At 28.0% G+C, this 22,185-nt stretch carries 23 protein-coding genes; 1 reads left to right on the top strand and 22 read right to left on the bottom strand.

What is annotated here, in order from left to right:
• Nucleotides 1-210: 210 nt before the first annotated feature.
• The 9 genes from ACRCYC_RS17060 to ACRCYC_RS17020 all read right to left on the bottom strand — a co-directional run bounded on the left by ACRCYC_RS17060 (nt 211) and on the right by ACRCYC_RS17020 (nt 8,196).
• Complete coding sequence (locus tag ACRCYC_RS17060) at nt 211-864, bottom strand: glycoside hydrolase family 73 protein (RefSeq protein ID WP_438620300.1); 654 nt, start codon at nt 862-864, stop codon at nt 211-213.
• Nucleotides 865-1,016: 152 nt separating this feature from the next.
• On the bottom strand, nt 1,017-2,072 hold the full coding sequence (locus ACRCYC_RS17055) for an ABC transporter substrate-binding protein (protein WP_438620299.1): 1,056 nt from the start codon (nt 2,070-2,072) through the stop codon (nt 1,017-1,019).
• Complete coding sequence (locus ACRCYC_RS17050; protein ID WP_438620301.1) at nt 2,065-2,739, bottom strand: ABC transporter permease; 675 nt, start codon at nt 2,737-2,739, stop codon at nt 2,065-2,067. The genes ACRCYC_RS17055 and ACRCYC_RS17050 overlap by 8 nt, the downstream gene beginning before the upstream one ends.
• 98 nt (nt 2,740-2,837) lie before the next feature.
• Nucleotides 2,838-3,677 (bottom strand): ABC transporter permease, encoded by an 840-nt coding sequence (locus ACRCYC_RS17045; RefSeq protein WP_332587061.1) that lies wholly within the window; start codon nt 3,675-3,677, stop codon nt 2,838-2,840.
• A gap of 2 nt (nt 3,678-3,679) precedes the next feature.
• A complete protein-coding gene (gene potA, locus ACRCYC_RS17040) occupies nt 3,680-4,723 on the bottom strand; it encodes a spermidine/putrescine ABC transporter ATP-binding protein (RefSeq protein ID WP_438620298.1) in 1,044 nt (347 codons plus the stop codon).
• An 18-nt stretch (nt 4,724-4,741) separates the two neighbouring features.
• Nucleotides 4,742-5,281: a helix-turn-helix domain-containing protein gene (locus ACRCYC_RS17035; protein WP_438620297.1), complete on the bottom strand. Its 540-nt coding sequence runs from the start codon at nt 5,279-5,281 to the stop codon at nt 4,742-4,744.
• A 310-nt stretch (nt 5,282-5,591) separates the two neighbouring features.
• Nucleotides 5,592-6,341: a glucosamine-6-phosphate deaminase gene (nagB, locus tag ACRCYC_RS17030; protein WP_438620296.1), complete on the bottom strand. Its 750-nt coding sequence runs from the start codon at nt 6,339-6,341 to the stop codon at nt 5,592-5,594.
• A gap of 27 nt (nt 6,342-6,368) precedes the next feature.
• On the bottom strand, nt 6,369-7,496 hold the full coding sequence (gene nagA / locus ACRCYC_RS17025; RefSeq protein WP_438620295.1) for an N-acetylglucosamine-6-phosphate deacetylase: 1,128 nt from the start codon (nt 7,494-7,496) through the stop codon (nt 6,369-6,371).
• 13 nt (nt 7,497-7,509) lie between these two features.
• A complete protein-coding gene (locus ACRCYC_RS17020) occupies nt 7,510-8,196 on the bottom strand; it encodes a GntR family transcriptional regulator (protein ID WP_438620294.1) in 687 nt (228 codons plus the stop codon).
• 250 nt (nt 8,197-8,446) lie between these two features.
• Between ACRCYC_RS17020 and ACRCYC_RS17015 the strand changes: the two genes are divergently transcribed.
• Nucleotides 8,447-9,289 (top strand): CvfB family protein, encoded by an 843-nt coding sequence (locus ACRCYC_RS17015; protein ID WP_438620293.1) that lies wholly within the window; start codon nt 8,447-8,449, stop codon nt 9,287-9,289.
• A 123-nt stretch (nt 9,290-9,412) separates the two neighbouring features.
• Here ACRCYC_RS17015 and ACRCYC_RS17010 read toward each other — a convergent pair whose 3' ends face one another.
• The 13 genes from ACRCYC_RS17010 to ACRCYC_RS16950 form a co-directional block, all read right to left on the bottom strand.
• Nucleotides 9,413-9,775: a hypothetical protein gene (locus ACRCYC_RS17010; RefSeq protein ID WP_438620292.1), complete on the bottom strand. Its 363-nt coding sequence runs from the start codon at nt 9,773-9,775 to the stop codon at nt 9,413-9,415.
• 217 nt (nt 9,776-9,992) lie between these two features.
• Entirely contained in the window at nt 9,993-11,306 is a 1,314-nt protein-coding gene (locus tag ACRCYC_RS17005; protein ID WP_438620291.1) for a 6-phospho-beta-glucosidase, read from the bottom strand.
• Between the two features lie 22 nt (nt 11,307-11,328).
• Nucleotides 11,329-12,684, bottom strand: a complete 1,356-nt coding sequence (locus tag ACRCYC_RS17000; protein ID WP_438620290.1) for a PTS sugar transporter subunit IIC — start codon at nt 12,682-12,684, stop codon at nt 11,329-11,331.
• Between the two features lie 222 nt (nt 12,685-12,906).
• Nucleotides 12,907-13,611, bottom strand: coding sequence for a GntR family transcriptional regulator (locus tag ACRCYC_RS16995; RefSeq protein ID WP_438620289.1), 705 nt, complete (start codon nt 13,609-13,611; stop codon nt 12,907-12,909).
• Between the two features lie 149 nt (nt 13,612-13,760).
• A complete protein-coding gene (locus tag ACRCYC_RS16990; RefSeq protein WP_438620288.1) occupies nt 13,761-14,939 on the bottom strand; it encodes an NAD(P)-dependent malic enzyme in 1,179 nt (392 codons plus the stop codon).
• Between the two features lie 32 nt (nt 14,940-14,971).
• Nucleotides 14,972-15,502 (bottom strand): Fe-S-containing hydro-lyase, encoded by a 531-nt coding sequence (locus ACRCYC_RS16985; RefSeq protein WP_438620287.1) that lies wholly within the window; start codon nt 15,500-15,502, stop codon nt 14,972-14,974.
• 14 nt (nt 15,503-15,516) lie between these two features.
• On the bottom strand, nt 15,517-16,356 hold the full coding sequence (locus ACRCYC_RS16980; protein ID WP_438620286.1) for a fumarate hydratase: 840 nt from the start codon (nt 16,354-16,356) through the stop codon (nt 15,517-15,519).
• 224 nt (nt 16,357-16,580) lie between these two features.
• Nucleotides 16,581-17,198, bottom strand: a complete 618-nt coding sequence (locus ACRCYC_RS16975; RefSeq protein ID WP_438620285.1) for a DNA-3-methyladenine glycosylase — start codon at nt 17,196-17,198, stop codon at nt 16,581-16,583.
• A gap of 32 nt (nt 17,199-17,230) precedes the next feature.
• A complete protein-coding gene (gene ybaK / locus ACRCYC_RS16970; RefSeq protein ID WP_438620284.1) occupies nt 17,231-17,707 on the bottom strand; it encodes a Cys-tRNA(Pro) deacylase in 477 nt (158 codons plus the stop codon).
• A 172-nt stretch (nt 17,708-17,879) separates the two neighbouring features.
• The gene (locus ACRCYC_RS16965) at nt 17,880-19,673 is read right to left on the bottom strand and encodes an aminopeptidase P family protein (RefSeq protein WP_438620283.1); all 1,794 of its coding nucleotides are present in this window, start codon (nt 19,671-19,673) and stop codon (nt 17,880-17,882) included.
• A gap of 34 nt (nt 19,674-19,707) precedes the next feature.
• Nucleotides 19,708-20,376 carry an ABC transporter ATP-binding protein gene (locus ACRCYC_RS16960; protein WP_438620282.1) on the bottom strand — a complete coding sequence of 223 codons (669 nt, stop codon included), beginning with the start codon at nt 20,374-20,376 and terminating at the stop codon, nt 19,708-19,710.
• The gene (locus tag ACRCYC_RS16955; RefSeq protein WP_438620281.1) at nt 20,373-21,131 is read right to left on the bottom strand and encodes an ABC transporter permease; all 759 of its coding nucleotides are present in this window, start codon (nt 21,129-21,131) and stop codon (nt 20,373-20,375) included. The genes ACRCYC_RS16960 and ACRCYC_RS16955 overlap by 4 nt, the downstream gene beginning before the upstream one ends.
• Nucleotides 21,106-22,101, bottom strand: a complete 996-nt coding sequence (locus ACRCYC_RS16950) for an ABC transporter substrate-binding protein (protein ID WP_438620280.1) — start codon at nt 22,099-22,101, stop codon at nt 21,106-21,108. The genes ACRCYC_RS16955 and ACRCYC_RS16950 overlap by 26 nt, the downstream gene beginning before the upstream one ends.
• Between the last annotated feature and the right edge of the window lie 84 nt (nt 22,102-22,185).

Here is a 22,185-nt window from a genome sequence, read left to right as displayed (position 1 = left end):
CAAACTCTCAAATATAATTTAAAAAGTTGTCCATCGCTCAGCTAATCATTATCTGAATATCTGGCTTGGTTGTTTGTGTTTAATTCTTTTAAAAAGAATTTTTATAATTAACCTACTGTTTAATTTTCAAAGTTCTTGTCTGCTCTCTTGAGCACATATATAATAATATCATCCTTATTTTCATAAGTCAACACTTTTTTATTTTTTTTATTAATCCATTAAATCCAATTTATACCTTTCTATTAAATCCACTAATATATCTGCATATATAGCTTCTCCAGATTCGTTCTTTTTAGTACTATACCCTGCATTTTCCAACGATTGAGCTTGTTCTTTATAATCATCACTTAAAAACAAACCACCTTCTTCGTATCTTTTGTTTTCTTTTAAAAACTTAGCATGATCTTTTATCGAATCCTCTAAAGAGTTGTATTTTCTAAATTTCGCAACAACCTTATCGCTATAATTTTCTGTTGTTATGACTTCTGTAACTTTACCATCCCAACTATCATCTGCTTTTATTCCAAATAAATTATTACTCTCCTTTGTTAATTCTGACTGCCCCCATCCAGATTCAAGTATAGCCTGTGCTACAGTTATCGATGGCAGTACTCCATATTTTTTATAACTTATTCTAGCTCCTTTTTCAATTTGCTTTATAAATTGAAATTTTTCTTCTTCCATTTTTACATCTTCTCTAGTTATAATTTCATATTCATATTTATTATCATCAACACAAATATATAGACCTAATAAAATGCATGACACTATAATTATTATTTTAGAATTTTTAGCTATTTTCTTTTTTGTCTTCGCTTTAATTCTGAATTTTTTTCTAAATTTTTTCCTTATTTTCCTCGCCATAGTTACCTCCTTTTCGTAATTCATATTATATATAATTGATTATATATTTTAAAATCAAAGGTTTGCTATATTTATTTTATAATATACACTTAATTTATTATATTATATGAAAAAGCTCATTTTAATATTAAAATGAGCTTTTTCATATATTTTTATTTAGATTTTAACTGTATCCATGCTTCATCGTATAATCTTATTTTATCTCCTAAATCCCTAAAAGTCTCAGTCTTATTCATTACATCTTTTGATGGATATGCAACTTGATTTTTAGTTACTTCTGGATCTAATAATTCAAGAGCTCCTATATTAGGTGTGGAATATCCAATATATTCAGCATTTATTTTTGCAATTTCTGGATCTAATAAGAAGTTTATAAACATCTCAGCTTCTTTTTTATTCTGAGCTGTTTTAGGTATTGCCATGGCATCTACCCATTTATTAGTACCTTCTTTAGGTATTGCATATGCTAAATTAGGATTTTGCTCCATTAAAGTAACAGCATCTCCTGAGTATATTATACCCATAGCAGCTTCTTCTCCTAAAAGTCTGTCCTTACCTTCATCATTCACATATGCTAATACTAAATCCTTTTGCTTCATTAATTCTTTCATAGCTTCTTGAATTTCTTTAGGGTTAGTTGTGTTCATACTATAACCAAGTTTTTTCAAGGCTATTCCTATAGTATCTCTAACAGAATCAAACATCATTATATTACCTTCATACTTTGGATTCCATAATATATCCCAACTATCTACTTTTTCATGTACCATTTTTTTATTATATAAAATACCAAATGTTCCCCACATGTAAGGAACACTATATGCACTCTCTTTATCATACACAGGGCTCATGAAACTTTTGTCTATATACTTTATATTAGGTATATTTTTAAAATCTATTTTTTGAAGTAAGTTTTCCTTCTTCATTTTTTCTACCATATAGTCAGATGGAAATATTAAATCATAATTAGTACTTCCACTTTTAACTTTTTGGTACATCATTTCATTTGTATCATAAGTTTCATATTGAACATCTATACCTGTTCTTTTTTCAAATATAGGTATAAGACTTTCATCTATATAATCTCCGACATTATATACATTTAAAACTTTTTTTGAATCTGTTGCTCCACAACCTGTAAGCATAGATGAAACCAAAGCTCCTATAGTAATTAGTACTGATATTTTTTTAAATTTCATATTATTCATCGCCCCTTACTATAGATTGTTTTTTGTTTGATATTAATAATAATATCAATACCACAGTAAACATTATAGTAGATAATGCATTTATTTCTGGTTTTATACCTCTTCTTGCCATTCCATATATTTCTATTGAAAGGTTACTAACTCCATTTCCTGTATTAAAGAAACTTATTATAAAGTCATCAATCGACATAGTAAACGCAATTAAAAATCCAGATATTATACCTGGCTTTATTTGAGGTAATACAACTTTTCTCAATGCATACATAGGTGTTGCACCTAAATCCATAGCAGCTTCTTCTATATTTTGAGGAAGCTGTTTTATTTTTGGAAGCACTGATAGTATTACATAAGGTATACTAAACATTATATGAGATAATAGCATTGTCATAAATCCAAATTCTAAGTTTAAGAAAACAAATAAACTCATTAAAGCTACAGCTGTAACTATATCTGGATTTAATACAGGTAAGTAATTTATGTTTAATATTAGCTTTCTTTTTTTACCTCTCATTTTGTGTATTCCAATAGCACTTATTGTACCTACAATAGTTGCTACTATAGAAGATATTATAGCAACCACTATTGTATAGTATAGCGCATTCATTATGCTATCATTATGAATAAGTTGTTGATACCATTTAAATGTAAATCCACCCCAGTGGGCCATAGATTTAGAATCATTAAATGAAAATACTGCTAACGCCATTATCGGTGCATATAAAAACAAAAAAACTAGCGTTAAATATATATTAGATATTAACTTCTTTAAAATAATAACCCACCGCCTTCTTTATCACTGTCATCCTCAAATCTAGACATAACAGCCATAGATATTAATATTACAATCATCATAAATATCGATATCGCTGATCCAAAATTCCAATCTCCAACTACTGTAAATTGTTGTTCTATTAAGTCTCCTAATAACATGAATTTACCACCACCTAGTAATCTAGATATAGCAAATGTAGTTACCGCTGGCATAAACACCATAGTTATTCCTGATATAACACCCGGTACACTTAATGGAAATATAACTTTAGTGAATACCTGGAAGCTATTTGCCCCTAAGTCTTTTGCTGCATTTATTAAGTCATTATCCATTTTAGATAATGATGTATATATAGGTAATACCATAAATGGTAGGAAGTTATATACCATTCCAAGTAATATTGCAAAATTTGTATAAAGTAATGTTACAGGTTCTACACCAAATAAACCTAAGAAAGAATTTAATATCCCATTTTTACCTAAAATAGCAACCCATGCATAAGTTCTTAAAAGAAAATTCATCCACATAGGAAGTATAAATAATAATATTAAAGTATTTCTTTTGCTTATATGAGCTTTCGAAATTATATATGCAACCGGATAACCCACTAATAAGCATATAACTGTTGATGTTCCAGCTAGTATTATAGATCTTAAAAATACCTTTAAATAAATAGGATTAATTAATCGTTGGTAATTCTCTAAAGAAAACACCATTTTATTTCCATCTTCAATTGTAAAACTGAAAAACAATACAAGTATCAGAGGTATAACTATAAATAATGCACTCCATATAATATATGGGTACGCAAGAAAGGATTTATTTTTTTTCATATTTATTCACTCACTTTTCTCATTATATGAATATCTTCTGGGTATATATCTAGTCCTAGCTCTTTTCCTATTTGTGCACTTTGTGTGTTGTGTAGTATCCAAACTCTTCCATTTTCATTCACTTCAATTTCATAATGAACGCCCTTGAATAGCACAGATGTAACTTTCCCTTTTAACATTCCTTTATCAGGTTCTACCATTTTTATATCTTCTGGTCTTATTACAACTTCAATATCTTCATTTTTATCAAAGTCTTTATCTACACACTTAAATATCCTTCCACAAAATTCAACTAAGTAATCTTCTAACATAACTCCATCAAATATATTGCTTTCTCCTATAAACCTAGCTACAAATGAATTTTCAGGTTCATTATATATATCTTGTGGAGTACCCATTTGCTGAATTTTACCTTTATTCATTACTATTATCTTATCAGACATAGTAAGAGCCTCTTCTTGATCATGAGTTACAAATATAAATGTTATTCCTAGCTTCTTTTGTATCTTTTTAAGTTCCATTTGCATTTCTTTTCTTAGTTTTAAATCTAGTGCTCCTAACGGTTCATCTAATAATAAAACTTTAGGTTCATTAACTAAAGCTCTAGCTATAGCTACCCTTTGTTGTTGTCCTCCACTTAAAGAATCCACTTGTCTTTTTTCAAATCCCTCAAGCGCAACTAATTTTAGCATTTCTTTTACTTTCTTATCTATTTCGTCTTTCGGTAGTTTTTTAATTTTCAATCCAAAAGCTATATTTTCATATATATTCATATGAGGAAATAAAGCATATTTTTGGAATACTGTATTTATTTGCCTTTCATACGGTGGTATATCTGTAATATTATTCTCTTCAAATAATACCTTTCCATCATCCGCATATTCAAATCCTGCTATTATTTTTAGTGTTGTAGTTTTACCACATCCACTTGGTCCTAATAATGTTAAAAATTCATTCTTTTTTATATCTAAACTTAAGTTATCTAAAACTTGATTATCATCATAACTTTTAGATAAGTTTTTTAGCTCTATTATATTTTCTAACAAATATATCACCTCTTTCTTTTAAAATGACGGTGGAGTACTCACCCAAATAACTTTCGCTTCTGTTTTTCCTGCATTTGATATATAATGATTCGCTCTAGGTTTAAAATAGAAACTTTCACCTTTTCTAACTTTATTTTTCTTATCTCCTATGTGTAAGTAAATAGAACCAGCTAACACATATCCAAATTCTTCACCTTCATGTGGTTTCTCTTCTTTGTACTGTCCGCCTGGAGATAAAGTTATTATTATTGGTTCCATCTCATTTTTTTGAGAATTTGGAACTAACCATTTAAATGTATATTTTAATTCTTCATCTTCAGTCTCAAACATATCTTCTTTAGTGAAGCAAATTTTTTCATTATCCATTTCATTAAAAAACTCTTTAAGATTAGTTCCTAAAATTTCTAATATATCTATAAGCGTAGCAATGGATGGTGATGTTAAATTGTTTTCTAATTGAGATATAAATCCTTTAGAAAGTTCACACCTATTGGCTAACTCTTCTTGCGTTAACTGCTTTTCAATTCTTAATCGTTTTATTTTTTCACCTATATCCATGGTCCACCTCCTAATTTCACTCATTTTTACTAAACCTTTTGTTTAAAATTTCTAAACAACAAATCATATTATATAAAATTCAAGCATATATTTCAATAGTTTTTAAAATTTTTTTCACTATTTATATAAGTAAAGAAACTAGTATTTCAAACCTTTTGTAGATTTAATGTTTTTTTACTGTTTATATTAATATTTATAAAGTTTAGTATGCCTAATTATAGTTTTTCATTCGTATTTTACTATTTTATTCCTTTTATAAAATTTAAATAAAATAAAAAACCTGTCTAACAACAGGCTTTTCATCTTTAAATTATATAAATTTATAGTCTTTTTTATCTAACTTACTTGCCGCTTCTTCATCTAGAATCAATACAACATCGGAGTGAAACTGAAGTATAGAAGACGGTACTTCTGGAGTGACAGGTCCATGTACTGTATTATATATGGCATCAGCTTTACCTTCACCTGAGGCTAAAAGCATTATTTTTTTAGCTGAAAATATTGAACCTATCCCCATAGTTACAGCTTTTTTAGGAACATCATCTATTGAGTCAAAAAATCTCGCATTCGCTTTTATTGTAGATTCTTTTAAATCTACTAAATTAGTATATCTTGCAAATGCATCTGATGGTTCATTAAAACCTATGTGTGCATTGTTTCCTATTCCTAAAACTTGTATATCTACACCATCTATATTTTTTATAGCTTGATCATAGTTTCTACATTCATCTTCTACATCTTCATTCATTCCATTAGGTATATTTATATTTTCTTCTTTTACATTTATATAATTAAATAAGTTTTCATGCATAAAGCAATAATAGCTTTGATTATTATCTCTTGGAAGTTTATAATATTCATCTAAGTTGAAAGTTTTAACATCAGAAAAATCTAATTCCCCATTGTTATACATATTAACTAAATTTTTATACATTCCTATAGGCGTACTCCCTGTAGCTAATCCTAATATAGAATCGGACTTTAATATTACTTGACTTGCTATCATTTGAGCTGCTCTTTTACTCATTTCGTCATAATTTTTACAAACTAATATTCTCATATTCATCCTCCACCATCTATTATATATTTATTTAAATATTATTTCTCCATTTGATATACTCATAGTGCAGTTTAAATCATTATCAAATATAGCTATATCTGCATCTTTTCCTATATCTAAACTACCTTTTTTATTATCTATACCTAATGATTTAGCTGGATTAAGTGATGCTAAATGTACCGCCTCATTTATATTTAAATTAGTATTTTCATAAAAATTCTTTACCATTGAATTTAAACTTGAGACACTACCTGCTAAAGAACCACTTTCTAGTCTAGCTGCTCCATCTTTAACTATAACAGCTTGCCCTCCCAAGCTATAAGTGCCATTTTCTAATCCTCCAGCTTCCATTGAGTCAGTTATTAAGATGATTTTTTCTTTACCTTTACTATCTAATATAAATTGGAATAGATCCTTTGTTATATGGATAGTATCACATATAAATTCACAATAGGCATCTGTAGTTAATGCTACCCCTACAACCCCTGGATCTCTGTGATTTAAACCTGTCATTCCATTAAATGTGTGAGTTATATTACTTGCTCCTAATCTTATAGCGTCTCTTGCTTGTATAAATGTTGCCGCACTATGACCTATAGATAATACTATGTTTGTATTTTCTTTTATATCCTTAGTAAATTTAAAATCTATATCTTCTTCTGGAGCATATGTTATAACCTTAATTACATCCTCGTATTTTTTTACAAATTCATAACTTGGATTAACTATATAATTTCCATTTTGAGCACCTTTATATATTTTGTTTATAAAAGGACCTTCTAAGTGAGCTCCCAAAACTTTAGCTCCATCTATTTCTCTACTCATACCTCTTTTTATTGAATTAAGAGCCTCTTCAATTGATAATTCATCCATAGTCATAGTCGTTGGTAAATAAGAAGTTACCCCATGTCTAGATATGGATTTTGATATTATATCTATCGCTTCATCGCTACCTTCCATAGTATCTTTACCCATATTACCGTGTATGTGTATATCGATTAATCCTGGTGACACTAATTTTCCACTTGCATCTATAATTTCACAATCTTTTGGTGCTTGATCTGTTATATCTATTATTTTTTTATCAAATACAAGTACTTTATTTTCTAAAATCTCATTTCTTAAAAGAATCTTTCCATTTATTATAGCTTTCATTCTTATCTCCCCCCTATGCATTTAGTAATATTTCATATTGATATTTATCACTTCTAAATATAGATATCGTATACTCAACTGGTATATCTCCATCTATATATGAAGTTCTTTTTAACTTTAAAGCTAATGTTCCTATATCCTGTTGTAATAATTCAGCTTCTTGATTTGATAATATAATAGGCTCTATTATTTGTTCAGCCCTTTTCATTTTATAGCTGTAATTTTCACTCAGTATAGAATATAGCGAATTGTTGTTTTTTAAATCTGATTTTAAATTCAAACATATACTCTTTGGTATATAACTTATTTCTATTCCAAATGGTTCATCCTCTATATACCTTAACCTTTCTACTCTATATATCTTTTGATTCTCATCTTCTATTTTTAATTCTTTCCTTATATATTCATCGTTATTATCTTCCTCAAAAGATAATATATCTGTTTTTATATGAATTCCTTTTTCTTTCATAACTTCAGTAAATCCCTTCATGCTAGAAAACCTATTCCTTTGTTTCGCAGCTGATACGAAAGTACCTTTTCCCTGTACTCTATATAAAAAACCTTCATTTACTAAATTCACTATAGCTTTATTAACTGTCATCCTGCTTACATTTTGAATATTACAAAGTTCTCTCTCAGGCATTATTGAGTCTTCAGCCTTAAGTTCACCCGAGCTAATCATATCTCTTATTATATTCATAAGTTGTATATGTAAGGGAATTTGACTATTTTTATCTACTAACTTCAATTTTATTCACCACTCTTTTCATTATGGTATATACCAATTTTGGTATATACCAATTATACTATCATTTATATTTTACTTCAATACTTTCTATTTATTTGTTATAAAAATTTACTTATATTACAATTTATTTATAAGATACCCATAAATATGGTATTATAATAGAATATATAATTTGAAATATTAAACAAAGAGGTGAATAAAATTGATAAAAATAGGTGATTTCAATAAATTAACAATAGCTAGAAAAGCTGAATTTGGTTTCTTTTTAGATGCTAAAACAGGAAATACTAAAGATGATATTTTCATGCATAGAAAATTTACTAATTATGAAGTTTTAATACCAGGAGATGAAGTTAATGTATTCGTATATAGAGACTCTAAAGATAAACTAGCAGCTACTTTAAATGCTCCTTTAGCTAAAATAAATGAAGTGGGATATTTCGAAGTTGTAGATGCTACTAACATTGGTTACTTCATAAATATAGGTTTAGAAAAAGATATATTAGTACCTTTTAGTTCTAAACACTACGATATCAAAAAAGGTGGTAAATATTTATTCTACTTATACTTAGATAAGTCAGATAGAATAGCAGCTACTACTAAAGTAGATGAGCATTTAACTACTGATCATGAGTATAACATTGGAGATAATGTTAAAGGTGTTGTTTACGGCTTCCAAACAAACGATAGTGCTATGATTTGTATAGATAATAAATATGCAGGAGTTATACTTAATAATGAATATTTCACTGAGCTTAATATAGGCGATCAGTTAAATTTAAATGTTATTAAGATTTATGAAGATGGTAAATTAGGCCTTACTCCAAGACAAGGAAGAGAGCAAGAATTAAATGAACTTGAAGAAAAAATAATAAACCATTTAAATAATGCATCTAGAGGATTTATGCCTTATAACGATAAGTCAGATCCTGCTGATATAGCATCTTTATTTAACTGTAGTAAGAAAAACTTTAAACGTACTTTAGGTGTACTTATGAAAAAGGGATTAATTACACAAAATGAAGAAGGAACTCGTTTAGTTTAATAATAAAACAAAAAATATTACCTTTAAAATAAACCCTAGAAAGTTGACACTAGAAAAAGAGTGTTTACTTGCTATAGGGTTTATTTTTGTATAAATATATATAAAGGAGCTGATCACTCTTTTTTATTTATTTTCTACAATTTCACCGCTATATATATTTATTTTATGAATACCCATACTTTGATTATGTTCATGTTTTTCATTTTGATGAATATCTTCTTCATCTTCTATTTTTATATGTACATCTACTAAATATTCATCTCCAACTAATTTTATATCTTCTTCAGTATTAGATACGCCATCTCCATATTTGGATTTTAATACTCTTAATGCATTTTCCTTTGATATAGGTTCCATATTTTCCTTATTATAGTTATTTTCTTTAATATATTTATATTCATTATCAACCTTATCTTTAAATTTAAATATAAAGAATGATGCTAATAAAATAATTATAAACACTAATATAAAATATATTTTTTTCATATAAATTCTCCAAATCCTAATAAATGCTAAATATTATTTTTTAATAATTATATCATATATGTAACTAATTGCTCTAAATTTATAATTATATTTTGATATATAAAAACACCCCAATTGTTAGATTTTAGTCCAACAATTGGGGTTTAGTACACATTTCTAACTCTCTTTTTATTTATTATAATCCATAAAAGTTTAATTCATCTTTATAAATATTAATTTAAATTTTTTTAAATTGAGGTAAATATTCCTTATGAGCTTCCATCATCTCATCTAATATTATTTTAGCTAAATCATCTGATGGTATTAATGGATTTATGCAAAGTGCAAGATATGCAGCATCATAATCTCCATATACAGCAGCTTTAGCAGCCAATAATTCAAATGATTTAATTTGACTTACTAATCCATCTACAGCATCTGGTAAATACCCTATCGATAATGGTTTAGGTCCATTCTTAGTTATAACACTACTAACTTCAACCCCTTGATTATCTCTAAAGTTTCTTATAGCTCCATTATTCAATGTATTAACAACTTGAATATCCTGTTTATCATTATATATAGAACTTATTAAGTTACATGCCGCATCACTATAATATGCTCCTCCTCTTTTTTCTAATTGAGGTGGTTTTATATCTAAATTTTCATCTTTATATAATTCAAATAACTGGTCTTCTAATTCTTTAACTACCTGACCTCTAGCTTTTCCTTTTGCAAATTCTCCTAGCTCTTCTTGTAACATTTCTTTAGTTTTATAATAATATCTGTGATATGGACAAGGAACCAGCCCTAAATCTTTAATAAACTCAGCATTAAATTCTATAGCCTTTATATTTTGTACTGTTAATTTGGAATGTACAAATTTATCTATAGCCTCTTCAGTAACATCTACTCCATCTAAAGATACATTTAATCCATAAACCATATGATTAAGACCAGCAAAGTCCATTTTTATTCTATCATTTTCAACTTCAAATAATTTAGCTATTCCATTTCTCATGCCTATAGGTACATTACACAAGCCTATATAGTTTTTAAAATTTGTGTATCTAAATACTGCTTCAGTTATTATTCCCGTAGGATTAGTAAAGTTTACTATCCAAGCTTTAGGACATAACTCCTCGACATCTTTTATTATATCAAGTACTACAGGAACAGTTCTTAATGCTTTAAATAATCCACCTGCTCCATTAGTTTCTTGACCTATAACTCCATGTGATAAAGGTATCCTTTCATCTTTAATTCTAGCTTCTAATAATCCCACTCTTAACTGAGTAGTTACAAAATCAGCATCCTTTAAAGCTTCTCTTCTATCTAAAGTTAGGTGAATCTCCATATCTACTCCAGCTTTTTTTACCATTCTTTTAGCTAGATTGCCCACTGTCTCCAACTTATCTTTCCCTTGCTCTATATCAACCAACCATAATTCTTTTACTGGAAGTTCTTCATATCTTTTTATAAATCCTTCTACAAGCTCTGGAGTATAACTAGAACCTCCACCTATAGTTACTATTTTTAGTCCTTTTTTCATAATTTGAGTCTCCTATCGTGTCTTATAATTCTAAATCGTCAAAACTAAAGTCATCATCATTTCCCTGAGCTGGAACTAAAGTTCCTTTTCTTTTCTCTATTTTTTCTGATGCTATTACAAACGGTATATAAATTACTATTGATATTAATAGATTAACAGCTGCTAAAGCTCCTCCACTCCAGTGACCTGTAGCCATTACTCCCCCAATTATCGGAGGTGTAACCCATGGTATTTTAGGCATTATTACCGGCATGACCCATCCAATTTTTATAGCCATATAAGCAACTGCCGAACATATAACCGGAGCTAATACGAAAGGTATCATATATATTGGATTTAATACTATTGGTAATCCAAATATAACTGGTTCACTTATATTGAAACATGATGGTGCTAACCCTAAAGCTATCATATCTTTACGTCTTCTACCTGCTATTATTAAAGCTATTATTAATCCAAGTATCATACCTGATCCACCTAAATATACAAATGCATCAAGGAATGACCCTGCAAATACATGATACCCATGTGTAGCTCCAGCTTGAGCTAAAGCCGCATTTTCTGCCCCTAAATCCATTAATAAAGTTTCAGTTACAGGCATTGCTATATTTGCCCCATGAAGCCCGATAGTCCATAATGCATGTATAAAGAAAGTTATTAACATTGTTGATCCAAGTGAATCTGCTACTCCTTTAAGTGGTGCTGCTAAATATGTTGTTAGTAAATCATTTAAGAATAATCCACCTGTAAATTTCTTGATTAGAACTCCTATAATTCCAAATACTGCTATTGTTAACATACCTGGTATAAGCTTAGCAAAAGATTTCGCTACTGCCGGTGGTACACCATCAGGCATTTTTATAGTCATTTTCTTTATTCTAGATAATCTAACAAATAATTCGGTTGAAAGTAATCCGATTACTATAGCTGAAAATAACGCTGAGTTAGATACATATCCAGAGGGGATAAATCCACCTGCAGTAATCAATTCTCCAGCATCTGTTTTTATATTGGCAACTTGTGGAGCCATTATAAAGAAAATAGCTAAAGCTATAAGTCCTGCTTGTAGTCCATCTTCATCATAAGATTTAGCAAGATTATATGCTATAGATACAACTAAGAATAACGCCATAGTGGCAATTGATCCCCACCATAAATCTCCACCTAGCATAGTCCAGTTTTCACCAAATATTTTTGCCATAAAGTTTTTATAAGCATCTACTGGTAAATTATTTACTAATGTAGCTACAGCTCCTATCATAGTTATAGGTATCATCGCTACGAAACCATCTCTTACAGCTACCAAATGTCTTTGTGCACCTAATTTTCCTGCTACTGGGATAACATACTTATCCATAAATTTCATTATTGCTCCCATAATAATCCTCCTTTTAAATATTTTTAAATTCTCTAAAACGTTTTCTTTAGATTTGTAATTTTATTATTTAGTTATTATTCCTTATATATAAACCCTATTTAAATTTGATTCATATATATGTTATTTGTATTGTTATATATATTATAATTTAAATGTATATACATTTCAACACCTTTGTAAAAACATTTTCCTAGTTTTTTCGTAAAATAAAACTGCACCTGATTATTCAGATACAGCACTTAAAGTTAATGTATATCCATAATGATATGTATGAGAATATTCAAACACTTCACTACTTTGTAGTTTACAGATCTGACTTATATAAAGTAATGCCTCTGGCTTTGTCAAATCTAATAAATTTATTAATTCATCATTAGCTAAAACTGAACTAACTTCTCGTTCCGACATAGCAATTTTATATCCACAAATTTTCTCAACATAATTGTATAAGGAACTTTCACAATGAGATTTTTTTAAATTTGGAAATAATTTTACTGGCATATAAGTTTCCATATAAGAAAGTTTTATATTATTAGCTAATCTTATTCTCTTTATTTCCCACACATTTTCTTTTTCTGTAATATTTAACTTTTTCATAAGTTCTTCATCAGCTTCTACAATATTAAGTTCTACTAGTATGTTAGAAACTTCATATCCCTTACTTTTCATTTCCTCTGTAAATCCACTTACAGCAGAAATATTATCATAGACCTTATTCGCTAAAACAATACTCCCTACACCTCTTTGTCTAGTTATATATCCATCTTTGACTAAATTATTCAACGCTGATCTTACAGTCATTCTAGTAACATTAAACTCTTCACTTAACTGTTTTTCCGATGGAATCAGTTCACCCTGCTTTAAAGTTTTAGATTGTATTAAATTTTTAATATAGCTCTCTATTTGTTTATAAATAGGTTCATTCATTTACATTGCCCCTTTAAATTTTTCATTTGTATATATATTATATACTAATGAATATATATTTAATTATAATATATATATATATATCCTTTTTTCTATTATATCTAAAAAAGGATATCTGTTAAGATATCCTTTACAGTTTCTATCAAAGATTATATTCTGGCTACACCTGATTTTATTGCTGCTGTTTTTATAGCTTCTGCCACATTTTTTGCTACATCTCTATCAAAAGCTTTAGGTAATATATTCTCTGAGTTTAAATCTTCTTCATTTATAGAGTTTGCTATTGCATGTGCTGCTGCTATCTTCATTTCTTCATTTATTTCACTAGCTCTAACATCTAATGCTCCTCTAAATATTCCAGGGAAAGCCAATACATTGTTTACTTGATTTGGGAAATCACTTCTACCAGTTCCAACTATGTACGCTCCACCTTCTTTTGCTATATCCGGCATTATCTCTGGTGTTGGGTTAGCCATTGCTAATATTATAGATTTCTCATTCATTGATTCTACCATTTCTTTTGTAACACAATTAGGTCCTGAAACTCCTATGAATACATCCTTATTTTTTATAACATCAGCTAATAATCCTTTTTCATTATGAATATTAGTAACATCTAGCATTTCTCTTTGAGCCCAATTTAAATCTTCCATGTTTTCTTCTAAAGCTCCATTTAATCCACATAAGACTACATTTTTAACTCCCATACTAAGAAGCATCTTAGTTATAGCAAGTCCAGCTGCTCCTGGCCCATTTATAACTATTTCTAAATCCTCAACTTTTTTGTTTATTAATTTTAGTGAGTTTATTATAGCTGCTGATAAAACTATAGCTGTACCATGTTGGTCATCATGAAATACAGGTATATTCAATTCTTTTTTTAACTTTTCTTCTATTTCAAAACATCTAGGAGCACTTATATCTTCTAAGTTTATTCCTCCAAATACCGGTTCCATCAATTTCACAGCATGTACTATTTCATCTACATCTTTAGTTTTTAAACAAATCGGAAATGCATCCACATCTGCAAACTCTTTAAATAATATAGCCTTCCCTTCCATTACAGGTATAGATGCACTAGCACCTATATCCCCTAGTCCTAACACAGCAGTTCCATCACTTACTACCCCAACCATATTTCCTTTTGAAGTGTATTTATATACTAAATCTTCATCTTTAGATATTTCAACACATGGAGCTGCAACTCCTGGAGTATATGCTATTGATAAATCATCTTTATCTTCAACTTTAACTTTACTACAAACAGTTATTTTACCTTTGTTTTCTTCATGTACTTTTAATGCTAATTCTGAATAGTTTTTACTCATAAGTTCGACCTCTTTCATATAGTGATTTTTAATTATCTATTTAATTCATAAATATTATTACCATTACAATCTATCGCTACTATTACCAACAAATCTTCAACCTCTAATCTTCTAATTGCCTCAGCGCCTAAATCTTCGTATGCAATTACCTCAGCTCTTTTTATAGAATTTGATATATAAGCACCTGCACCACCTATTGCAGCTAAATATGCACAAGTATTTTTTTTCATAGAATCTATAACAGTTTTATTTCTTTTTCCTTTTCCTATCATTAACTTCAATCCTCTATCTAATAAAGGTGTTGTTAAATCATCCATTCTATAACTTGTTGTTGGTCCAGCTGATCCAATAACTTCGCCTTCTTTATTCGGAGTTGGTCCTACATAATATATAGCTTGTCCTTTTAAATCAAAAGGTAAGTCTTTACCTTCATTTATACATTTTATAAGTCTTTGATGAGCTGCATCTCTCGCAGTGTAAATTACACCACTCAAACTAATCATTTCTCCACATTTAAGTGCTTTTATAACGTCATGGTTTATTGGAAGAGTTATTTTTTTCATTGTATATATCCCCCTTATATTATAACTTTTTTATGTCTTGATGCATGACAATTTATATTTACTACTACAGGAAGTCCAGCTATATGAGTTGGAAATGTTTCTATATTTACAGCAAGTGCTGTAGTATTTCCACCTAAACCTTGTGGTCCTATACCTAATTTGTTTACCTCTTGTAAAATTTCCATTTCTAATTCTTTTATTTTTTTATCTTCATTATGTTTACCTATATCTCTTAACAATGATTTTTTTGCTATTTGAGCACATTTTTCAACAGTTCCTCCAATACCAACACCTACAACTATAGGAGGACACGGATTCGGTCCCGCTTCTCTCACTGTTTCTATTATAAATTCTTTAATACCATTAATTCCATCTGATGGCTTTAACATTTTTAATTTACTCATATTCTCACTACCAAAACCTTTTGGTGCGAATTCTATAATTATATTTTCTCCTTCAACTATATCATAGTGTATTATAGCTGGAGTGTTATCTTTCGTATTGATTCTATCTATTGGACTTACTACAGATTTCCTTAAATATCCTTCAGTATATCCTTGTCTTACCCCTTCGTTTATAGCATCAGTTATATTTTGTCCTTCTACATGAACATCTTGTCCTATTTTTATAAAAAATACAGCCATACCTGTATCTTGACATATAGGCATCTGCTTTTCCTCTGCTACTTCACAGTTTTTAATTAATATATTCAATATGTTTTTTCCTAATTCATTGTTTTCTTTTGTCTCATATTCTCTTATAGATTTTTTTACATCTTCACCTAAATATATATTTGCTTTTATACAAATTTCTTTTATTACTTCAGTAATTTGTGATGATTTTATAATTCTCACGAACTTAACCTCTACTTTCATATTTAATATTCGACTATATATAAACTTTATCATTTTTTATTTGTTTTAACAATAAAAAAGCATATACTGTCCGTAAGTATATGCTTTATTGGGGATATATGAGTTTTATGGTTGTAAGAGATATTTTAAGTTTTGGGGGAGATTAATTACCTCTTATATTATAAGTATTTACCATTTTTTGATTTATATACATATTTTAAAAATTATTTTTTAGATATATACTTGTTATCTTTTATGTAATATCTCCATAAATAATCTTTAGCTTCCTGAGCATAATCAATATTCACACGCTTACTTTCTATAATTTCAATTTTTTCATCATTGTCGTATCCATTAAGGCTATCTACAATATATAATTCATCACCCAATATACTTTTTAAATTCAAGTCTTTTTCAATTTTAAGAGCTTTGCATAACTTGCCAGGACCATTGCATATATTCTTTTTTTGATACATAGTTAAATCCACATAATTTTTAGAATATCTATTTTGTGAAATGTTATCAATATTACTTATAGGTTCTACCGCTCTAATTAATACACACTGTGGTATATCTTCAATACTAGCTGAAATGTTTAAACAATAATACATCCCATATATTAAGTAAACATATATATGACCGCCATCTTGATATAAAGGTTTTGTTCTTTCTGTTCTTTTATCTCCAAAAACATGGGCAGCTTTATCTTCGATTCCCATATATGCTTCAGTTTCAACTATTTTAGTAATAATTTCTTTATCATCGTATCTTCTAACCAAATATTTTCCAAGTAATTCTCTCGCAACAGTTATCGCATCTCTTCTAAAAAATTCAATGTTCATATTATCACGTCTTTCTATATTTTGTAAGTAATTTATATTATATCTTCAAATTCACAATTTATAATTTTTTGTAAGTCGACAGGACTTATTTCAACCTGATATCCTATTTTTCCTGCGCTTACTATTATATCATCTAAGTTTTCAGCCGTTTTATTTATAAAAGTTTTATATAATTTTTTCATACCTATAGGAGAACATCCTCCTCTAATATACCCGGTTAATTTATTAATGTCACTTACATGTATCATCTCGATTTTTTTTTCATCTGCAACCTTTGCAGCTTTTTTTAAATCCAAATTTTCATGTACAGGAATTACATAAACATAAATATTTTTGCTAGTTCCATGTGTAACTAATGTTTTATAAACTTCATTGACATCTTTTCCTATTTTGTTTGCAACTGAAATACCATCTACATGATCATCTGATATATCATATGAAAATATATTATACTTAACTTTCTTAGAATCTAGTATTCTCATTGCATTTGTTTTTACCGCTTTAGCCATAATTTATCACTCCCTAATTCGTTACTATACTTAATTATACCCTTAGTATAAATTTTTTTTCTAGATTTATTTGTGTATATTAAAAATCTAGTTAAGATATTTTCTTAACTAGATTTTAATAGCAATTGCTTATTCTAATTTAATATTATTTCCAAATAACTATTTTTAAATTTTAATCTATATATCTAGTATAATTTTTCAACCAAATTTTCTCATCTACATTTAAGTATGGTGATAATTCATTATAAACCATTTCATGGTATTCATTTAAATATTTAATTTCATCTATATTCATGTATTTAGGATTTATGGCATCTAGATCTATAGGTGCAAATGTAATTGGTTCAAAGTACATAAATTGTCCATACTCATTTTTATTACCTTTCTTAGTTACCATTTCATTTTCGATTCTTATACCATGTGACCCTTCAACATATATCCCTGGTTCATTTGTTGTTACCATACCTTCTTCTAGAATAGGATTTTTAATTTTATCTTCTCCTATTTTCCAATAAAAACTATTAGGTCCTTCATGTACATTTAATAAAAATCCTATTCCATGCCCTGTTCCACATTTATAGTCCATGTCACACTCCCAAAGTGGTCCTCTAGCTAAAACATCTAGATTTACACCTCTTGTTCCATATAAAAACTTAGCCTTCGATAAGCAAATCATACCTCTAACCACAGCTGTAAACTGTTGTTTTAATAGTTCGCTTATTTCACCTAATGCTATAGTTCTAGTTATATCTGTAGTTCCATCATAATATTGTCCTCCAGAATCTACTAAAAATAAACCTTCTTGTTCTAATTTATATTGACTCTCTGAAGTAGCACTATAATGCATCATAGCTGCATGATCTTTATACCCAGCTATAGTATTAAAACTCGGCTCTATAAACCCAACTTGCTCTCTTCTTAAACTTTCTAATTTTTCACTTGCACTTAGTTCTGTTATCTCAATTTTTCCAATATTATTTTTTAGCCAATACATAAATTTTGTAACTGCTACTCCATCTTTTATATGGCTATTTCTAATATTTTTAAGTTCTATTTCATTTTTTATGCATTTCATATATGTAGTAGGATTAGAATTTTCTATTTTATTTGTATCTTTAGGTATATTCTTATATATTAAATAGTTAATTTTAAATGAATCTATAAGTACAGATTCTTCGGATTTAATTTCTTTAATAAATTGGTAAACTTCTTCATATTTTTTTATATTTATATTCACCTCATTTAATTCATTTAAAACATCTTTATTTAATTTATTTTCATCTATAAATAAATATATTTTGTCTAAGGTAATAACTAAATATGATAAAACTACAGGATTATACTCCACATCTCGTCCCCTTATATTTAATAACCAAGCAATATCATCTAAGCTAGTTATAATATGCACTGTGGATTTTAATTCTTTCATTTTTTCTCTAATCCTACTTAATTTATCAGCAAAACTTTCTCCACTATACTTAATATCTATTAAAAAGGCTTTTTCTTTTGACATGCAAGGTCTTTCATTATAAATTTCATCAACCAAATCAAATTCATATACAATTTCTATATCTTTAGAAATTAACTTATCACTTAAGTTTTTGCCTTGATTTGCAGATACTACCCTTCCATCAAAACCTAGTTTACTCCCCTTTGGCATTTTCTTTTCTAAATATTGCGGAATTGTTAATACTCCATTTTCAAACATTTTAAAAAGCTTAATTTGGCTATTTTCTAATTCTTTTTCTGCTTGTATAAAATATCTTCCATCTGTCCAAAGCCCACATTCTTCCATAGTTACGATTAATGTACCTGCTGAACCTGTAAACCCAGACATGTATTCTCTTAATTTAAAAAAATCACCTACATACTCACTCTGATGATAATCTGATGATGGTATCATATATGCAAATATGTCCTTTTCTTTCATAAGACTTCTTAGTTTATCTAGCCTTTTATTAATCATGATATTCTACTTATCCCCCTTAAGTAATTTTATATTATATAAATTTTATAATATCTTCTTTAATTACCTCTTTTAAATTTTCAAAAGTTCTTTTAATTTGAACTGGTCTTTCACCTAAAATAAATATTTTATCTGCTAAAAATAAAGCTTCTTCTATATCGTGCGTTACAAATACAACTGTTTTTAACTCAATGTTAAAAATTGATTTTAATTTAATCATTATCTCATTTTTTATTTTTACATCTATTGATTTAAACGGTTCATCCATAATTATATAATTTGATGGTTTAATAAAAGCCCTAGCTATATTTGCCCTTTGTCTTATTCCCCCACTAAGCATTTGTGGGTATACATTTTTATATTTTTCTATTTCAACTAAACTTAAATATCTATTAACTACTAAATTTAATTCCTCTTTATCATAAAATTTCATTCCTACTAGTTTCATGTTTTCTTCTAACGTAAGCCACTCTATCAACCTATCTTCTTGAAATACATAACTAACTTCACTTTTAGGTAATATGTTAAACTTTTCATCATCACTTTCACTGATTCCAGTAATTAAATTTAACAAAGTGCTTTTACCACACCCCGATTTACCTATAATGCAATTAACTTTATTTTTATTAAAATCCACGTTAAAATCTTTATATATAACTTTATCTTCATAATGTTTATTTAAATTTTCTATTGATAAAATCATTTTTTTCTCCATTTGTAATTTATTTTAACAATATGTTTTTGCATATAATTTAATAGTATTGATATCATTCCAATTACTATAATCCATGCAAAAATTGCCGCAGTATTAAAATTTATTTTTTCAACTTGTATTATAGTTCCTATTCCATAAGCTGGTTGCCCATATATTTCACCTGCAATTACCACTTTGAACACTAATGAAAATGTAGAAATCAAAATAGGCACTAAGCTCATTTTTATAGAAGGTATATATATTTTTTTTATTTTTTCAATTAATTTAATATCATATATATATACCATTTCAATTATATTTTTATCTATATTATTTAAAGCTCCTAAAACAGCTTCATATAAAATCGGTAATACTATAGAAATACCAATTATAAAAGGTGCTTGTTCCTTGTCAAACCATATTAAAATTAGCACTACTAAAATCATAGTGGGTATAGATTGAAATATATTATTTAATGGTATTATCATGTTTTTAAACGTAGAATTTAAGTACGATAATGATCCTATTAATACGGCTCCACAACATGCTATTATAAAACTTATACATGACCTAACTATAGTTAACGACACATTTAAATAAAAACTCTTGGTTTTTATAATTTCACATAAAATCATTAAAACCTTACCTATAGTTGGCAAGTATATGTCATTATCTATTTTTAAAGCTACCACTTCCCATATTATAAGAAATACTATATAAGACATAAATATCTCTATGTTATTTTTCAATGTATATTTTTTCATCTGGCAACTTTCCACCTAATGTTTTGATATCGTATTCTGATAACACCTTGTAATAATCTTCATATTCTTTTATAGCATCTTCTGATTTAATAAACTTTAAATTTGCTTTTTCTATAGATTTACTTATCATATCTTTTTTAGTAGTAACTCCAATTTTTTGCGCAAATTCTCCAGCCTTCTCAGGATTTGAATTTACGAAATCAATACTTTCACTAACCTCATCTAAAAATCTATTTACAAATTCCTTATTATTTTTAACAAAATTTGATTTTATAATTATAGTAGCTTGTGGATATCCGAATTCAGACCCAGTTATATCCTTATATTCCTGATTTAAATTTTTTATTATTTTAAAATCAGGGTTTATACTCATTAATGCACTTAAAGCTGGTTCTGGAACTATAGCATTATCTACTTTTTTACTTGAAACCATAGTAACTAATTCACTTGCAGAACTTACATATGTAAAATTTATATCTTCACTATTAATACCATTCTCTTTAAGTACAAATTTAGTAATTATATCTGGAGTTAATCCTTTACCGATATTAGCTACTTCTTCTCCCTTTAATTGTCTCATTTCATTTATATCCTCAGTGGATACAAGGTAAAATGACCCTAAGCCTGTAGTACCCCCAATTTTATAATTGCCAGTTTTATTATAAGCAATAGCTGCCATGTTAGATGGTACTATTGCTATATCTACATCTTGTTTCATTACAGTTGTTGAAAGTGCATCTGGCGTCTTTTCTATACTATATTCTACATCATATCCATCTTTTATATTTGTTTTTTCAGCTATAATTTTAGATATAGATACAGCCGGTAAACCATCAGGAACACTAACTTTAACTTTTTTACTTTGTTTATCTTCTTGCTCGATTTGTTTTGTATTACTACAACCTACTATAAAGCTACTACTCATTAAAATAAATAAAATTATACTTACTATTTTTTTCAATGAACTCACCCCTTAAATGTATTATCGCTATAATAGTAGCATATTAGCTTTGCTAATTCAGTATTTTACTGTAAATTCAGATAATTATGATTT

The organism is Paraclostridium sp. (assembly GCF_051657365.1).
Lineage (GTDB): Bacteria > Bacillota > Clostridia > Peptostreptococcales > Peptostreptococcaceae > Paraclostridium.
Note: the sequence above shows the minus strand (reverse complement) of the source record. Positions and strands in the feature narration are given on the sequence as shown.

Excerpts from the sequence above, each read along its gene's own strand:
- ACRCYC_RS17055 (WP_438620299.1), bottom strand. The coding sequence starts at position 2,072 with ATGAATAATATGAAATTTAAAAAAATATCAGTACTAATTACTATAGGA.
- ybaK (WP_438620284.1), bottom strand. The coding sequence starts at position 17,707 with ATGGCTAAAGCGGTAAAAACAAATGCAATGAGAATACTAGATTCTAAG.
- ACRCYC_RS16960 (WP_438620282.1), bottom strand. The coding sequence starts at position 20,376 with ATGATTTTATCAATAGAAAATTTAAATAAACATTATGAAGATAAAGTT.
- ACRCYC_RS17020 (WP_438620294.1), bottom strand. The coding sequence starts at position 8,196 with ATGAATATAATAAGAGATATGATTAGCTCGGGTGAACTTAAGGCTGAA.
- ACRCYC_RS16995 (WP_438620289.1), bottom strand. The coding sequence starts at position 13,611 with ATGAATGAACCTATTTATAAACAAATAGAGAGCTATATTAAAAATTTA.
- ACRCYC_RS17050 (WP_438620301.1), bottom strand. The coding sequence starts at position 2,739 with ATGGCCCACTGGGGTGGATTTACATTTAAATGGTATCAACAACTTATT.
- ACRCYC_RS16955 (WP_438620281.1), bottom strand. The coding sequence starts at position 21,131 with ATGAAAAAATATACATTGAAAAATAACATAGAGATATTTATGTCTTAT.
- ACRCYC_RS17000 (WP_438620290.1), bottom strand. The coding sequence starts at position 12,684 with ATGGGAGCAATAATGAAATTTATGGATAAGTATGTTATCCCAGTAGCA.
- ACRCYC_RS16965 (WP_438620283.1), bottom strand. The coding sequence starts at position 19,673 with ATGATTAATAAAAGGCTAGATAAACTAAGAAGTCTTATGAAAGAAAAG.
- ACRCYC_RS16985 (WP_438620287.1), bottom strand. The coding sequence starts at position 15,502 with ATGAAAAAAATAACTCTTCCAATAAACCATGACGTTATAAAAGCACTT.
- ACRCYC_RS17035 (WP_438620297.1), bottom strand. The coding sequence starts at position 5,281 with ATGGATATAGGTGAAAAAATAAAACGATTAAGAATTGAAAAGCAGTTA.
- ACRCYC_RS17045 (WP_332587061.1), bottom strand. The coding sequence starts at position 3,677 with ATGAAAAAAAATAAATCCTTTCTTGCGTACCCATATATTATATGGAGT.
- ACRCYC_RS17005 (WP_438620291.1), bottom strand. The coding sequence starts at position 11,306 with ATGAAAAAAGGACTAAAAATAGTAACTATAGGTGGAGGTTCTAGTTAT.
- nagA (WP_438620295.1), bottom strand. The coding sequence starts at position 7,496 with ATGAAAGCTATAATAAATGGAAAGATTCTTTTAAGAAATGAGATTTTA.
- ACRCYC_RS16975 (WP_438620285.1), bottom strand. The coding sequence starts at position 17,198 with ATGAACATTGAATTTTTTAGAAGAGATGCGATAACTGTTGCGAGAGAA.
- ACRCYC_RS17060 (WP_438620300.1), bottom strand. The coding sequence starts at position 864 with ATGGCGAGGAAAATAAGGAAAAAATTTAGAAAAAAATTCAGAATTAAA.
- ACRCYC_RS16990 (WP_438620288.1), bottom strand. The coding sequence starts at position 14,939 with ATGAGTAAAAACTATTCAGAATTAGCATTAAAAGTACATGAAGAAAAC.
- ACRCYC_RS17010 (WP_438620292.1), bottom strand. The coding sequence starts at position 9,775 with ATGAAAAAAATATATTTTATATTAGTGTTTATAATTATTTTATTAGCA.
- nagB (WP_438620296.1), bottom strand. The coding sequence starts at position 6,341 with ATGAGAATATTAGTTTGTAAAAATTATGACGAAATGAGTAAAAGAGCA.